Origin of the sequence: Pseudonocardia kunmingensis, from assembly GCF_006716445.1 — a bacterium.
GTDB lineage: Bacteria > Actinomycetota > Actinomycetes > Mycobacteriales > Pseudonocardiaceae > Pseudonocardia > Pseudonocardia kunmingensis.
This window is the reverse complement of record NZ_VFPA01000002.1, coordinates 221,673-236,314: the sequence shown is the minus strand read 5'-3', so window position 1 is coordinate 236,314 and position 14,642 is coordinate 221,673. Positions and strand designations below refer to the sequence as shown.

Here is a 14,642-nt window from a genome sequence, read left to right as displayed (position 1 = left end):
GGACTACTGTCGGAGGTGGTGTCGGTCATCCCCCGAGGCGGCGCCGCTGGTCGGCCTTGGCCCTCCGATCCGCCACGTCGGGGGACACGATCCGCTCCATCTGTCCGGCCAGGTCGGCGAGCAGGTCGGCGTAGGCCGGGTCGTCGGCGAGATCCGTGCGCTCCCAGGGATCGGTGTCCAGGTCGAACAGCTGCGGGCGGTGCCCGACGTAGCTGCAGTACTTGTACCGCCCGCGCTTGAGCATGAACCCGCCGTCGACCATGCCCTGGGCGTGGTACTCGGCGAACGCCGGACGCGGCGGCAGGTCAGGACGGCCGCACAGGCTGCGGCCGGGTAGCTCGGGATCGACCGGCAGGCCGGCGAGGTCGCGCAGGGTGGGCAGGAGGTCGACCAGGCTCACGTCGCCGGTCACCCGCGCCGGCGCCCGGTGGCCGGGCAGCCGCAGCAGCAGCGGCACCCGCACCGCGGGCTCGTAGAAGCACTGCTTCTGCCAGATGCCGTGGTGGCCCGCCATCTCCCCGTGGTCGCTGGTGTAGACCACGACCGTGTTCTCCCGCAGGCGCGAGCCGTCGATCGCGGCCAGCAGCCTGCCCACCTGGGAGTCCAGGTGGCTCACCAGCGCCCAGTACGACGCGGTGGCCAGGCGCACCTGGTCCGGCGACAGCGGTTCCTCGTTGTGGAAGCCGTAGCGGAGGCGGGCGATGACGGGGTGCTGCTGCTCGGGCGGGTCCTGCCAGGTCGGCGGGAGCGGCACGTGCGCCGGGTCGTACCAGCCGGCGAACTCCCGCGGGGCCACCAGCGGGAAGTGCGGGTGCATGTACCCGACGTAGAGCAGGAACGGCGTCTCGTCGGTGTCGGTCGCCCGCTGGCGCAGGTGGTCGAGGGCTTGGTCGGTGGTCGCGACGTCGTGCCGGGTGTGCACGTGCTCGCCCGCGCCGCACTCGGTGACGTGGGAGTTGCTGCCCCGCCGCCACCCGGGCGTCCGCGCCGGGGGCCGCCCGTCGTGGTCGACCCAGAAGTCGAGGTCGTCGGACAGGCGCCGGTCGAAGCCCAGCAGCCGGTCCGGCCCGTTGAAGTGCGTGCGGCCGACGAGGACGCTCTCGTAGCCCGCCGGACGCAGGTGGTGGCCCCAGCTGCGGAAGGACGCGTCGGGGACGACCCCGTTGTCCCAGGCGTCGATCTCGTGCACGTAGCGCCCGGACAGCAGCGACAGCCGGGACGGCACGCACATGGGGCTGGTGCAGTAGGCGTTCTCGAACAGCAGTCCCTGCTCGGCGAGCCGATCCAGGTTCGGGGTGCGGACCACCGGATGCCCGTACGCCCCGGTGGCCGCCGCGGCGTGCTCGTCGGACAGGACCACCACGATGCTGGGAGGGCGGGTCATGCCGCCTGCCCGGCACCGCGCAGGTGCAGCTCGTCGGCGAAGTGGCAGGCCGCGGTCCGGCCCGGCGCCACCTCGACCGCGGCCGGCCGCTCGGTCGAGCACCGCGGCACGGCATAGGGGCAGCGGGTGTGGAACGGGCAGCCGGGCGGCGGGTCCGACGGGTCGGGCAGGTCGCCCTCGAGCACGATCCGGTCCCGCCCGCCCCGGCGCGACGGGTGGGTCGCGGGCACGGCCGAGAGCAGCGCCTCGGTGTAGGGGTGGCGGGGGCGCGCGAACAGCTCCTCGGTCGGCGCGACCTCCACGACCCGCCCCAGGTACATCACGGCCACCCGGTCGCAGAGCTGCCGCACCACCGACAGGTCGTGGGAGATGAACAGCGTGGTGAGGTCCAGGTCGGCCTGCAGCCGGGCGAGCAGGTTGAGGATCTGCGCCCGCACCGACACGTCCAACGCGCTCACCGCCTCGTCGGCGATCACCAGCCGCGGGTGCAGGGCCAGCGCCCGCGCGATCGCGACGCGCTGGCGCTGCCCCCCGGAGAACGCGTGCGGGTAGCGGCTCATGTGCTCCGGGCGCAGCCCCACCGTGGTCAGCAGCTCGGCCACCCGCTCCTGCAACGCCCGCCCGCGCGCCACCCGGTTGACCTTCAGCGGCTCACCGATGATGTCGCGCAGCGTCATGCGCGGGTTGAGCGAGGAGAACGGGTCCTGGAAGATCATCCGGATCTCCTGGCGGTACGGGCGCAGCGCCCGTTCCCCCAGCCCGGCGAGGTCGACCTCGCCGCCGTCGGCCCGCCGGTAGTGCAGCTGCCCGGCCGTCGGCCGGTACGCCCGCACGATCGCCCGGCCCAGGGTGCTCTTGCCGCAGCCGCTCTCCCCCACCAGGCCGAGCGTCTCGCCGTGGTGGATCTCGAGGCCGACCCCGTCGACGGCCCGGACGAGCCCGCCCGAGCCCCGCCTGCCGGGGAAGTGCACCTGCAGGTCCTCCACGCGCAGCAGCGGGCTGTCCATCGTCGTGGTCACCGTCGGTCCTCCCCGTGCACGCACTCCATCCAGTGGCCGTCCCCGAGCTCGATCCGCGGCGGGGCGTGCTCGTCGCAGCGCCCCGCGACCGCCACCGTGCAGCGCGGGTGGAACGCGCAGCCGGACGGGCGGACCAGTGGCGGCGGCACGCTGCCCGCGATGGCCGGCAGCTCGCCGCCCCGCGGACCGCCGATCGACGGGATGGACGCCAGCATCGCGCGCGTGTACGGGTGGCGCGGCACGTCGAAGATCTCGGTGACGCCGCCGGTCTCCACCACGCGCCCCAGGTACATCACCGCCACGCGGTCCGCCATCTCCGCGACCACGCCCATGTCGTGGGTGATGAACAGGATCGCCATGTCGTGCTCGTCCTGGATGCGCCGGAGCAGGTCGAGGATCTGCGCCTGGGTGGTCACGTCCAGCGCGGTGGTCGGCTCGTCGGCGATGAGCAGCGCGGGGTTGCACATCAGCGCCATCGCGATCATCACGCGCTGGCGCATGCCACCCGAGAGCTGGAACGGGTAGTCGTCCAGGTGCCGCCGCGGCTGTGTGATGCCGACGTGGTCGAGCATCTGCGCGGCCTGTTCCCTGGCCTCGCGCTTCGAGAGCTTCGTGTGCGTCAGCGCCATCTCGGCGACCTGGTCACCGACGGTGTGCACCGGGCTGAGCGAGGACATCGGCTCCTGGAAGATCATCCCGATCCCGGCTCCGCGCACCGCCCGCATGGCGGGCCCCCGGGGATCGAGCCGCGCGAGGTCGACCGCGTCCTCGGGTCCGCGCGAGAAGAGGATCTCCCCGCCGACGATCCGGGCCGACGGGACCAGCAGCCGCATCACCGACCGCGCCGCGACGCTCTTGCCGCTGCCGCTCTCGCCGACCAGGCACAGGGTCTCGCCCCGGCCCACGGCGAGATCGACCCCGTCGACGGCCCGGACCACGCCGCCGTCGACGCCGATGTGCGTGTGCAGGTCCCGGATCTCGAGCACCGGGTCCTTGATGTCCGGCTCACCGTTCATAGGGGTCCGCCGCATCGCGCAGTCCGTCACCGAGGAAGTTGAAGGCGAGCACCACCAGCACCACGGCCAGCCCGGGGAAGAGCAGCCACGGGGCGCTGGACAGGGCACGCAGGTTCTGCCCCTCCTGCAGCAGCACCCCCCAGCTCACGGCGGGGGGCTGCATCCCCAGCCCGAGGAACGACAGCGTGGTCTCCCCCAGGATCATCCCGGGGACCGCCAGCGTGAGTGCCGCGATGATGTACCCGGCGCAGGACGGCAGCAGGTGCCGCACGATGATCCGCAGCCTGCCGACCCCGTCCAGCCGGGCGGCCAGGGTGAACTCCTCCTCGCGCAGCGACAGGAACTGCCCGCGCACCACGCGGGCCAGCCCGGTCCAGCCGATCAGCGACAGGATGATCGTGATGCCGAAGTAGATCTGGAGCGTCGACCACTCCGGCGGTAGGGCGGCCGAGAGGCCCATCCACAGCGGGATGGCCGGCACCGCGATGATGAACTCGATCACCCGCTGGATCACCGTGTCGACCCGGCCGGCGAAGAAGCCGGAGATGCCGCCGATCAGCACCCCGAGCACGAAGCTCAGGAACACCCCGACCAGGCCGACCGACATCGAGATGCGGGCGGCGTGCAGCGTCCGGGAGAACACGTCCTGGCCCTGGCTGTTGGCGCCGACCAGGTAGAAGGGGTCGCCCGCCCGCTGCGGGCCGAACAGGTGCACGTCGGACTCGATCCCGAACAGGGAGTAGGTCTCGCCGCGGACGAAGAATCCCAGCGGGATCTTCCGGCTCTCGTCGACGGTGAAGCTGCGCGCGAGGCTCACCGGGTCGGTCTCCGACCGGTAGCCGTAGACGTAGAAGCCGAGCTCGCCGTCGTCGAGCACGTGCACCCGCTGGGGCGGGGCGTAGGCGTAGTCGGCGTTGTACGCGCCCGCCGACGACGGCGTCACGAACGGCGAGAAGATCGCGAGCAGGTAGGCCACCGCGAGCACGCCCAGGCTGACCATCGCGACCCGGTGGCGGCGGAACCGGCGCCAGATGAGCGTGCGCTGCGAGGCCTGCCCGTCGCCCGGGGGGCCTGCGGAGCCCGGCGGTGCCTCCCGGGCCAGGGTCTCGGCCATGCGGTCCGCTCTCCTCATCGGTTGCCGTACCGGATGCGCGGGTCCGACCAGGCCAGCAGGAGGTCGGAGACGAGCGTGCCGAGCACGGTCAGCAGGCTCAAGATCATGATGAACGAGCCGGCGAGGTACATGTCCTGCGCCTTGAGCGCCTGCAGCAGCAGCGGCCCGGTGGTCGGCAGGTTGAACACGATGCTCACCACCACCTCGCCGGACACCAGCGCGGGCAGCACCCACCCGACCGTCGACAGGAACGGTCCGAGCGCCATCCGCACCGGGTACTTCAGCAGCAGCCGCCGCTCGGTGAGGCCCTTCGCCCGTGCCGTGTCGACGTAGGGCTTGGCCAGCTCGTCGAGCAGGGTCGCGCGCAGCGTCCGGATCAGGGCGGCGGTGCCGGCCGCCCCGACCACGACGATCGGCATCCACACGTTGCCCAGCAGGTCGAGCACCTTGCCGAGGTTCCACGCCGAGTCCTGGAACTCCGGGGAGAAGAGGCCTCCGACCTCCTGCCCGAAGTAGGTGAACGCGATGTAGGCCAACCCGAGCCCGAGCAGGAACTCCGGGACCGCCAGCCCGACGAACCCCACCATGGTGAAGGCGTAGTCGCCGAACGAGTAGCGGCGCACCGCCGAGTAGATCCCGATCGGGAACGCGAGCAGCCACGTCACCATCAGGGCGCACAGCGAGATGGCGACGCTGAGCAGCAACCGGGACCCGATGAGCTCCGAGACCGGCCTGTTCCACAGGAAAGACTCGCCGAAGTCGCCCTGCAACATGCCGCCGACCCACGTGAAGTACTGCACGTGCAGGGGCTCGTCGAGCCCGTAGCGCTCCTCCAGCACCGCGATCCGGGTCTCGTCGACCTGGCCCTCCGCCGCCATCTCGGCGATGACCGTGTCGAGGTAGCTGCCGGGCGGGAGCTGGATGATCAGGAACGAGACGACGGAGATCAGGACGATCGTCGGGACGAGGTAGAGCAGCCTGCGCAGGACGTAGCGGCCCACCGGCTCAGCTCGTCAGGTAGAGCTGCTCGGGGAAGGTGATCCCCGGGCTCGGGAAGAACGCGGACGCGAGCACGGTCTGCTCGGCATCGCGCAGGTTGTGCATCTTGTCGCTCACGACGCCCCAGAAGGCGCCGGGCCGGACGAGGACCGTGCCGATGACGTAGAACTCGTCGGCCGCGATGTCGAGCAGCTGCGCCATCAGCTCCTTCTGCCGCGCGCCGTCGACCGTGCCACGGATCTCGTCGAACAGCGCGAACTGCCGCTTCGTGGGCTCGGGCGGCTCCTCCCCCGCCGTACCGCCGGAGTCGTACCACTCCGCCCAGGTCGGGGCGTACCCCGCGCTGGAGTCCGGCGGCGGGCTGAAGGGCACGTAGGAGATCGGGTCGACGATCGCCTCCGGGCCGCCGCCCTGCCCGACGAAGATGTAGGCCTCGTGTTCCTTGGCTCCGAGCTGGCTGTTGAAGAAGGAGCGCTCGAGCCCCTTCACCACCGCGGTGACGCCGACGTTCGCCCACTGCCCCCGCACCAGCTCGGCGACGTTCGCGAACGCGCTCTGGATGCCGAGCGGGTAGGAGAGCACGAACGACACCGGCTGCCCGTCCGGCCCCAGCCGCCTGCCCTGCGCGTCCCGGTTCGCCAGCCCCGCCCGGTCGAGGTGTGCGTTGGCCTGCGCGACGTCGAACGCCGTGTGCTGGGTGGCGAGCCGCTCGTGGTAGTAGCCGGAGTCCTTCAGCGGCGCGACCTGCCACGGGTCGGCCTGCCCCGCGTAGACCACCTTGCTGATCTCCGCCCGGTCGATCGCGACCGAGAGGCCGACGCGGAAGTCCTTGCTGCGGAACACCGAGCGCAGCGTCGGGTTCGCGTGCCCCATGTTGAAGAAGATCGTCGCGCTGTTGGCGATCGTGTCGACGGTCGAGTAGACCTTGTACCCGCCGCGCGCCTCGTTGTCCACGACGACCGGCTTGTTGACCGCGTCGTTGATGTGGCGCTGGTGCAGGTCGAGCTCCCCGTTGAGCGCCATCTGCAGCACGGCCTGGTTGTCCTGCACGATCGCGTAGCGGATGGCGTCGACGTAGGGGAGCTGGCTGCCCTCGGGGTCGGTCTTCCAGTAGTAGGGGTTGCGCTCGACGACGAACTCGTTGCCCTGGCCGAACGGGGCGCTCGGCATCCAGGCGGTCAGCCGCGGCAGATCGGTGTTCTGCCAGTGCGCGACGTCGCCGATGCCCTCCGACGCCTTGCGGTGGAACAGGTCGACGGGGTTGCTGGCCTGCGCCTGCGCCACCAGCGCGGTCAGGTCGCCGCCGTGGCGTGGGTGGAACTGCGTCAGGTAGTGCGCGGGGCGCAGCAGGTCGTAGGTCTCCTCGGTGTTGGCGAGGTAGAGCAGCACGAGCCCGCTCGGCTCGGCGAACACCAGCCGGACGGTGTGCGGGTCGACCACCTCCAGGCGCGCGGGCTCGCCGTCGGACTTGCCACCGGCGCGCAGCCAACCCGGCGCACCCCCGCCGAGCTCGGGGTCCTGCAGCACGTCGTTGTAGGAGAAGGCGATGTCGTCGGCCGTGAACGGCGCGCCGTCCGACCACCGCATCCCCGGACGCAGCCGCAGCGTCACCGTCCGGCCGTCCGCCGACACCTCGAAGGACTCGGCCACGTTCGGCACGACGGTGTTGCCGACCGGGTCCCAGCGCAGCAGCGGCTCGTACCCCACGGTCTTGAGCAGCCAGAACCCGTCGCCGGGGCCGGTGAGCGCGGTGCGCCAGGTGCCCCCGTAGACGCCCATCGTGGAGGCGGGCGTCACGACCATGGGCGTCCTCGGCAGGCGCTCGGCCACCGGCGGCAGCTCGCCCGCCTGGACGCGGGCGGCGAGCGACGGCGCCTCGAGGCCCTTGGCGGCACCCGCGGCACCCTGCGGCGCGGTCGGCTCCGTCGAGAAGAAGCCGCACCCGGCGCCGGCGGAGGCCGCTGCGAGGGCGCCGGTGAGGCGGAGGAAGTCGCGCCGGGTCGTGCCGCCGAAGCGTCGGGGTTCCGTCATTGGAGCTCCTGCATGCAGCGGGTGAAGGACGTGGGATGTCCGATGTCCGCGTCACCGTATGGTGCAGCTCACGCCATCGTCAAGGTCGCGCCGACGGCGGGAACGAGCCCCGCTATGCCGGCGCCGACCCGAGGTGCGTGGCCTCCAACAGCGCGACTCGGGCGTCGATGTTGCGGAAGTGCTCGGTCATCGCGCGCTGCGCGCCGTCGACGTCGCGGGAACGCAGGGCAGCGAGGATCGCCCGGTGTCGGCGCGCGGTCTCCGGCAGGTCCGGGTCCTCACCGCCGAGCCGGTCGTTCACCCGGTGGAAGACGTCCCAGAACGCGCGCAGCAGCTGCACGACGATCTGGTTGTCGAGCGACCGGTAGAGCAGCTCGTGGAACTGCCGGTCCTCCTCGGCGAAGTCCTCGTTGCGATCGGCCTTGGCCTCCATGGCCGCGGTCACCGTCTCGAGCGCCTCGATGTCGGCGTCCGGGATCGACGCGGCAACGCGGCGGATCAGCCCGTCCTCCAGCGCCTCGCGGGTCTCGAGCAGCTCGCTGACCGCCCGCGCGTCGCGCCCGATCCGCTGCAGCGTGCGGAAGGCCAGCCCGTCGGCGAGCGGGTTGAGCGACAGGCGGCCGACGTAGGTGCCGTGGCCGTGCCGGATCTCGACGATGTCGAGGGCCTGCAGCGCCTTGAGCGCCTCGCGGACCGAGTTGCGACTCACCCCGAGGTCCTCGACCAGCTCGAACTCCGTGGGCAGCAGCTCGCCGGGGGCGAGGCCGCGTTCGAGGATCAGCGCCATCAGCTCGTCCCGGACGATGCGTGAGGTCCGGGCGGCGGCAAGGCGGGCAGTGCGCTTCTCCACGGTGGACATCCTCCCGGTCACGCGACCGGCCGTGACGATCGGACGCTAGCAGGCCGGGCGCTACTCATGGGATGTTGGGCATCCTACGTCTCCGAAGGGGTGATCGATGCTCGACCGAACGGACGTCTTCACAGCAGGCGAGGACGGGGTGTGGATCTACCGCAACCCGGCGCTCGCGGCGACCCACTCGGGCGGTGTGCTGCTGTTCTGCGAGGCGCGGCGCGCTCCGGAACCCGGTGTCCACGGCGACTACGCCCCGGCCTCACTCGTGCTGCGCCGCAGCACGGACGGCGGCGACAGATGGGGCCCGACCCAGGTGCTCGCGACCAACCCGCGAGGGCCGGCGCACAACCCGACGCCGGTGCACGACCCGGCCACCGACGCCGTCCACTTCCTGTACGGCCTCGACTACGAGCGCGTCTTCCACACGCGGACCGACGACGGCGGCGCGACGTTCACCGACCCGGTCGACATCACCTCCGTCGCGCAAGCGTTCCGGCCCGAGTACGACTGGACCGCGTTCGCCACCGGCATCGGCCACGCCGTCGTCCTGAGCACCGGCCGGATCGTCGTCCCGGTCTGGATGGCACTCGGGACGGAGGGGGCCCACCGGCCCTCGGTCGTCGCCTCGATCTACAGCGACGACGCCGGCCGCACGTGGCAGCGGGGTGAGCTGCTGCCGCAGACCCTGCGCAACCCGAGCGAGACCCAAGCGGTGGAGCTGAGCGACGGGCGGGTGCTGTTCAGCATCCGCAACGAGTCACCCGAGCGCCGCCGCGCCTGGGCTGTGAGCCCGGACGGCGCCACCGGGTGGAGCAGCCCGCAGTTCGACCCGGCGCTGTTCGAGCCCATCTGCTGCGCCGCGATCCTGAAGGCCCAGCTGGACGGCCGGTCCGCGGTCGTGTACCTGCACCCGGACCCGCCCGAGCCGGTGCTCAAGCCGTCGACGGCCGACCGCAACCACCTGACCCTGCGCGCCTCCTTCGACGACTGCCGCACCTGGCCCGTCGCCCGGCTGGTCGACCCGGGGATCGCCGGCTACTCCGACCTCGCCCAGGCGCCGGACGGCACCCTGCTCTGCGCGTACGGCAGGGACACCATCGACGGCAACCCGTGGCACAAGAAGCACGTCTCGCTGGCCCGGATCGACCCGCGGTGGCTGCTGGGCTGAGCGCCACCGCGCGCGCTCACACACCGATCGCGGCGCTCGCACACCGGTTGCAGTCGGTGTGCGAGCGCGGAAGTCGGTGTGCGACGGCCGTCGCCCGGCCGGGGTGCGAGGTGGTTCGCTGTCGGACGTGATCACCATCGGCTTCCTGCACACCTCGCCCGTCCACGTGCCGACGTTCCGCGAGCTCCTGGCCGACGCCGACCCCGGGGCCCGGGACGTGCACGTGGTCGACGAGCAGCTCCTCGCGGACGCGCGTGCGCGCGGGGTCGACGCGGGCGTCGAGGCGCGCGTCCTGGAACGGCTGCGCGAGCTCGGCGGGCACCGGCCCGACGTCGTCGTCTGCACGTGCTCGACGGTGAGCGGGCACGCCGAGCAGCTGGCGGGCCAGGCGCGGCTGCCCGTGCTGCGCATCGACCGCCCGATGGCGGAGGAGGCGGTCGCGGGCGGTGGCCGGGTCGCGGTCGTCGCCGCCGTCGCGTCGACCCTGGGTCCGACCCGGCAGCTGCTGGAGGAGTGCGCGGCCGCCGCGGGCACCGGAGCGGAGATCGTCGAGGCGCCGTGCCTGGACGCCTGGGCCGCGTTCGAGGCCGGGGACCAGGCCGGCTACCTGGAACGCATCGCGCGGCACGTCCGCGAGGTGGCCGGTCGCGCGGACGTCGTCGTGCTCGCCCAGGCCAGCATGGCCGCCGTCGCCGACCTCGTCCGCGACCTGGACACCCCGGTCCTCAGCAGCCCCCGGCCGGCGGTGGTGCGGGCGGTGGATCTCGCTCGGGCCACGCGTCGAGGGCCAGGAGCGCCGCGTCCCGGCGATCGGGCGGGCACGAGCTGAACGTCAGGGAGGTGCGGGCGATCCGGGCCAGCTCGTCGTGGCGGAGGCCGAACCGCTCCCGCGCGAGGCGGTACTCGTCGAGCACGGTGACCCCGACGAACAGCGGGCAGTCGCTCGCCAGTGACACCGGGACCCCGGCGGCGAGCAGCCGGGGCAGCGGGTGCTCCTCGGCGGAGGGATACACGCTCAGGGCGATGTTCGAGGACGGGCAGACGTCGAGGCACACCTGCCGCTGCGCCAGCAGCTCCACCAGGTCCGGGTCCTCGACGGCGCGGACGCCGTGGTTGACCCGCGTGGCGCCGAGGACCTCCACGCACGCCCGGACGCTCTCCGGACCCGCGGCCTCCCCGCCGTGCGGCAGCGCGCGCAGCCCGGCGGCGCGGGCCCGGGCGAACACGTCGGCGAACAGGGTGGCCGGGTAGCCGGCCTCGTCACCGGCCAGGCCCAGCCCGACCACGCCCGCGCCCGCGTAGCGCACGGCCAGCTCCAGGGAGCGCTCCGCAGCCTCCATCGGCAGCCCGCGGTTGACGCCGAGGATCACGCCGGCCGCCGGGCCCAGCCCGTCGAGCACGGCTTCCAGCACGGCCTCGTCCGGGCCGAGGCGGCCCGCGTAGGTGGGCGGGACGAGGTGCACCTCGGACCAGACGACGCCCCGTGCCGCGGCGTCCTCCACGAGCTCGCGGCTGACGCGGCGCAGGTCGTCGAGGTCCCCGACCAGGTCGCGGGCCGCCTCGTAGGCCCCGACGAACTCGGCCAGGTCCGTGAAGCTCCCGGTGCGCGGAGCCGGCAACCCGTGGCGCTCCGACAGCTCCGCGGCCGTCGACGGGCGGATCGCCCCCTCGAGGTGCAGGTGCAGCTCGGCCTTCGGCAGCGCGACAAGATCCGGGACCGCAGGTTCCCGTACGAGCGGCACTCCCCGGCTCACCGGCCCGGCCAGACCGGGGCGCGCTTCTCCTGGAACGCGCGCACCCCCTCCTTGCCGTCCTCGCTGTCGAGCGCCGCCATCAGGGCGGGCAGCCGCTGGGCCCGCGCCTCCTGCGCGGTCAGGTGCGCGGTGCGCTGCACCATCTGCTTCACCGCGCGGACGGAGGTGGGCGCGCAGGCGAGGACGTCGGCCACCCAGCGGTCGACGGCCGCGTCGAGCTCCGCGGCCGGGACCACCTCGTTGACCAGCCCCATGGCCTGCATCTCGGCGGCCTCGGCGCGGCGGCCGGTGAGCAGCAGGCCCATCGCCTGGGTGTGCGGAACGCGGCGGACGAGCTGGAAGACCCCGCCGTCCAGCGGGAGCCTGCCGACCCGGGGCTCGGTGAGGCCGAACCGGGCGTGCTCGGCGGCGATCACGATGTCGCAGCCCAGCACCATCTCCATGCCGCCGCCGAGCGCGTAGCCGTTCACGCGGGCGATCACGGGGACGTCCAGGGTGGTGCGCAGGCTCAGCCCGCCGAAGCCGTTGGGGTCCAGGTCGGCCCAGTACTCGAGGCCGGTCTTGGCGATCGCGGCCGCGGACATGTCGGCGCCCACGCAGAACGCCCGCTCCCCCGCCCCCGTGACGACGACGGCACGCACGTCGCGGTCGGCCTCGATCCGGTCCCAGATCCCGCAGAGCCGCTCGTGCGTGGGTCCGTCGACCGCGTTCAGCACGGCGGGGCGGTCGATGGTCACGCGGGCGACGTGGTCGATGACCTCGTAGGTGACGTCGTCGGTCATCGCAGCACCTTCGCCTCGACCAGCGCCGCGACGGCGTCGTCGGCGTAACCGTGCTCGGCGAGCACCTCCGCGTTGTGCTCGCCCAGCCGCGGCGGCACCCGCCGGACCTGCGCGGGCGTGCTCGACAGCCGGATCGGGGCGTCCAGCGCGCGGACGCGACCCGCCGTGGGGTGCTGCATCTCCAGCACCATCCGGTTCACCGCGGTCTGCTCGTCGGCCAGCGCCTGCTCAAGGCTCCGGACCGGGGCGCAGAGGATGTCCACCTGCTCCAGCCGCTTCACCCAGTACTCGGTGGAGTTCGAGGCGAAGCGCTCGCGGAAGATGGCCTGCAGCTGCGGGCGGTGCTCGAACTGGCGGTCCAGGGTGGCGTACTCGTCCCGCGCGGACAGGTCCTCGTCCAGCTCCAGGGCGGTGGAGATGTCGCGCAGCGGGTTCTCCTTGAACGCCCCCACCATGCACACCGCGCCGTCGGTCGTCTCGAAGACGCCGGACAGCGGCATCGCGGCCCAGTTGATCTCCCGGCCGCGGTTGAGCTGCATGCACGCCTCCTGCATCTGCATGTGCAGCATCGAGTCGTACATCGTCACCTCGACCTTCTGGCCCTCACCGGTGCTGCCCCGCGCGAGCAGGGCCAGCAGGATGCCCTGCATGAGGTGCATGCCTGTGGTGTAGTCGGCGAGCGTGGTCGGGTAGACCGACAGCGGCACGTCCTCGCTCTCGCGCCGCCACATCACGCCGGAGTAGGCCTGCGCGATGACGTCCTGACCGCCCTTGTGCGCGTAGGGCCCGCTCTCGCCGAACCCGGTGCCCGACGCCCAGATCACCCGCGGGTTGAGCTCCTTGCACCGCTCGTAGCCGAACCCGATCCGCTCCATCACCCCCGAGCGGAAGTTGCTCACGACGACGTCGGCGTCGCGGATCAACCGGTGGACGACCGCGACCCCCTCCGCGGTGCGCGTGTCGACCGAGACGCTGCGCTTGTTGCGGTTGATCGACAGGAAGATCGGGTTGTCCGGGCCGTCGGGGTCGCTGATCGAGGACCGCGACAGGTCCCCGACCCCGGGCCGCTCGATCTTGATGACGTCGGCGCCGTAGTCGCCGAGGAGCTGCGTGCAGCTCGGTCCCATGTAGACCTGGGTGAAGTCGACGACGGTGACGCCGGCGAGCGGCAGGTTCATGAGGAGACCTCCACGGGTTCGGTGAGGGTGGCGTTCGGGGCCGGCACGTCGCCGGGGTCCGCGCCCTGGGCACGCATCCTGCGCTGGATCGCCGCGGCGTCGACCTCGCGGACGGTGGTGCCCGCGTCCACGGCCAGGCCCGCCGCGATCCCGGCGGCCTGCCCCATCGCCATGCACGGCGGGATCTCGCGGGAGATCTTCTGCGCGTCCGGTGTGGCGGAGTAGTGCCGCCCGGCGACGAGCAGCTGGTCGACACCGCGCGGGAGCAGGGCCCGGTAGGGCGTGTAGTAGTCGCGGCCGCGGGCCACCGAGTCGGGGAAGTGCCTGCGCTCGTTGACGTCGTCCTTGGTGACGACGTACTCGCCCTGCAGCAGCCGGGTCTGCCGCACGCCCATCTGCTCGGCGACGTCCACGACGTAGCAGCGCTCGAACCCGGGCAGGTGCTCGCGGATGTGGTCGACGACGGCGCCGATGCGGGCGCGCGCGTCGAACTCCGCCTCGGTGAGCGACTCGGGGTCGGCGCCGTCGTACCCGGTCATGTGCGGGCAGTTGCACCAGACCACGCCGGGCAGCGGCGTCTTGAGCCACCACAGCTCCCACGCGCCGCCGAGCATCCGCTTGATCGTCCGGTTGATCGCCCGCGCCTCGCGGGGGTTCTCCTGCTCGAACCGCTCGGCGGCGTCGGTGTCGACGCCGCCGAGGCGGAACACCAGCGTGGTCAGGTAGCTGTCCTTGACGTAGTCGGCCCCGGCGCGGGAGGCGACGTCGATGTCGCCGGTGGTGTCGACGACCACGTCGCCGAGCACGGCCTGCGGCCCCTGCTTGGTCTCGCAGACGACGCCTGCGAGGCGGTTCCCGTCCAGCACCGGCTGGGAGAACCACGAGTGCAGCCGCAGGTGCACGCCCGCCTCGCGGACCAGGTCGTTCGACACCCGCTTCCAGCCGTCGGGGTCGAACGCCACGGCGTAGCAGATCGGCTTCGGGGTGATGTGCTGGTGGAAGTCGAAGACGCCGTAGCGGCCCCAGCGGTTCCAGGTCTCAGGCGACGAGTAGCGGTCCGACTCGGGCGGGGAGACCGCCAGCCCCAGCTTCTCCAGGCGCTCGACGTACTCCGCGACGATGCCGGTGACCGAGATCTCGTCGCCGTTCACCATGTCGTCGAGCACCAGCACCATGCCACCGGAGGCCAGACCGCCGAGCGCGGCGTAGCGCTCGAGCAGCGTGACGCTCGCGCCGGTGCGGGCCGCGGCCACGGCCGCGCTCACGCCTGCCGGACCACCGCCCACCACGACGACGTCGGACCGGCGGACGACCGGCGCGGTCAGATCGGACAACTGCATCGTT

The 14,642-nt window shown here is 72.5% G+C and carries 13 protein-coding genes; 2 read left to right on the top strand and 11 right to left on the bottom strand.

Features of this window, described 5'->3' with window-relative positions:
- Positions 1–25: 25 nt before the first annotated feature.
- The 7 genes from FB558_RS16900 to FB558_RS16870 form a co-directional block, all read right to left on the bottom strand.
- Complete coding sequence (locus FB558_RS16900) at positions 26–1,384, bottom strand: sulfatase family protein (RefSeq protein ID WP_142054617.1); 1,359 nt, start codon at positions 1,382–1,384, stop codon at positions 26–28.
- Positions 1,381–2,403 (bottom strand): ABC transporter ATP-binding protein, encoded by a 1,023-nt coding sequence (locus FB558_RS16895; RefSeq protein WP_246106563.1) that lies wholly within the window; start codon positions 2,401–2,403, stop codon positions 1,381–1,383. The genes FB558_RS16900 and FB558_RS16895 overlap by 4 nt, the downstream gene beginning before the upstream one ends.
- Positions 2,400–3,434 (bottom strand): ABC transporter ATP-binding protein, encoded by a 1,035-nt coding sequence (locus FB558_RS16890; RefSeq protein ID WP_142054615.1) that lies wholly within the window; start codon positions 3,432–3,434, stop codon positions 2,400–2,402. Before FB558_RS16890 ends, FB558_RS16895 begins: the two co-directional genes overlap by 4 nt.
- Complete coding sequence (locus FB558_RS16885) at positions 3,409–4,533, bottom strand: ABC transporter permease (protein ID WP_211366644.1); 1,125 nt, start codon at positions 4,531–4,533, stop codon at positions 3,409–3,411. The genes FB558_RS16890 and FB558_RS16885 overlap by 26 nt, the downstream gene beginning before the upstream one ends.
- 14 nt (positions 4,534–4,547) lie before the next feature.
- Positions 4,548–5,534, bottom strand: coding sequence for an ABC transporter permease (locus FB558_RS16880; protein WP_142054611.1), 987 nt, complete (start codon positions 5,532–5,534; stop codon positions 4,548–4,550).
- A 4-nt stretch (positions 5,535–5,538) separates the two neighbouring features.
- Complete coding sequence (locus FB558_RS16875) at positions 5,539–7,563, bottom strand: ABC transporter substrate-binding protein (RefSeq protein WP_142054609.1); 2,025 nt, start codon at positions 7,561–7,563, stop codon at positions 5,539–5,541.
- Between the two features lie 112 nt (positions 7,564–7,675).
- Positions 7,676–8,413 (bottom strand): FadR/GntR family transcriptional regulator, encoded by a 738-nt coding sequence (locus FB558_RS16870; protein ID WP_246106562.1) that lies wholly within the window; start codon positions 8,411–8,413, stop codon positions 7,676–7,678.
- 106 nt (positions 8,414–8,519) lie between these two features.
- Between FB558_RS16870 and FB558_RS16865 the strand changes: the two genes are divergently transcribed.
- Positions 8,520–9,584 carry a sialidase family protein gene (locus tag FB558_RS16865; protein ID WP_142054607.1) on the top strand — a complete coding sequence of 355 codons (1,065 nt, stop codon included), beginning with the start codon at positions 8,520–8,522 and terminating at the stop codon, positions 9,582–9,584.
- Positions 9,585–9,711: 127 nt separating this feature from the next.
- A complete protein-coding gene (locus tag FB558_RS16860; protein WP_142054605.1) occupies positions 9,712–10,413 on the top strand; it encodes an aspartate/glutamate racemase family protein in 702 nt (233 codons plus the stop codon).
- Here FB558_RS16860 and add read toward each other — a convergent pair.
- Genes add through FB558_RS16840 form a run of 4 tightly spaced genes read right to left on the bottom strand, consistent with a single transcriptional unit; the run spans position 10,310 to position 14,638 of the window.
- Positions 10,310–11,326: an adenosine deaminase gene (gene add, locus FB558_RS16855; protein WP_170231358.1), complete on the bottom strand. Its 1,017-nt coding sequence runs from the start codon at positions 11,324–11,326 to the stop codon at positions 10,310–10,312. The genes FB558_RS16860 and add overlap by 104 nt on opposite strands.
- Positions 11,327–11,334: 8 nt before the next feature.
- A complete protein-coding gene (locus FB558_RS16850; protein WP_142054601.1) occupies positions 11,335–12,120 on the bottom strand; it encodes an enoyl-CoA hydratase-related protein in 786 nt (261 codons plus the stop codon).
- On the bottom strand, positions 12,117–13,298 hold the full coding sequence (locus FB558_RS16845; RefSeq protein ID WP_142054599.1) for a CaiB/BaiF CoA transferase family protein: 1,182 nt from the start codon (positions 13,296–13,298) through the stop codon (positions 12,117–12,119). Before FB558_RS16845 ends, FB558_RS16850 begins: the two co-directional genes overlap by 4 nt.
- Positions 13,295–14,638 (bottom strand): FAD-dependent oxidoreductase, encoded by a 1,344-nt coding sequence (locus FB558_RS16840; protein WP_142054597.1) that lies wholly within the window; start codon positions 14,636–14,638, stop codon positions 13,295–13,297. Before FB558_RS16840 ends, FB558_RS16845 begins: the two co-directional genes overlap by 4 nt.
- Positions 14,639–14,642: the final 4 nt, after the last annotated feature.

Excerpts from the sequence above, each read along its gene's own strand:
- FB558_RS16865 (WP_142054607.1), top strand. The coding sequence starts at position 8,520 with ATGCTCGACCGAACGGACGTCTTCACAGCAGGCGAGGACGGGGTGTGG.
- FB558_RS16840 (WP_142054597.1), bottom strand. The coding sequence starts at position 14,638 with ATGCAGTTGTCCGATCTGACCGCGCCGGTCGTCCGCCGGTCCGACGTC.
- FB558_RS16885 (WP_211366644.1), bottom strand. The coding sequence starts at position 4,533 with ATGGCCGAGACCCTGGCCCGGGAGGCACCGCCGGGCTCCGCAGGCCCC.
- FB558_RS16900 (WP_142054617.1), bottom strand. The coding sequence starts at position 1,384 with ATGACCCGCCCTCCCAGCATCGTGGTGGTCCTGTCCGACGAGCACGCC.
- FB558_RS16845 (WP_142054599.1), bottom strand. The coding sequence starts at position 13,298 with ATGAACCTGCCGCTCGCCGGCGTCACCGTCGTCGACTTCACCCAGGTC.
- FB558_RS16875 (WP_142054609.1), bottom strand. The coding sequence starts at position 7,563 with ATGACGGAACCCCGACGCTTCGGCGGCACGACCCGGCGCGACTTCCTC.
- FB558_RS16850 (WP_142054601.1), bottom strand. The coding sequence starts at position 12,120 with ATGACCGACGACGTCACCTACGAGGTCATCGACCACGTCGCCCGCGTG.
- FB558_RS16890 (WP_142054615.1), bottom strand. The coding sequence starts at position 3,434 with ATGCGGCGGACCCCTATGAACGGTGAGCCGGACATCAAGGACCCGGTG.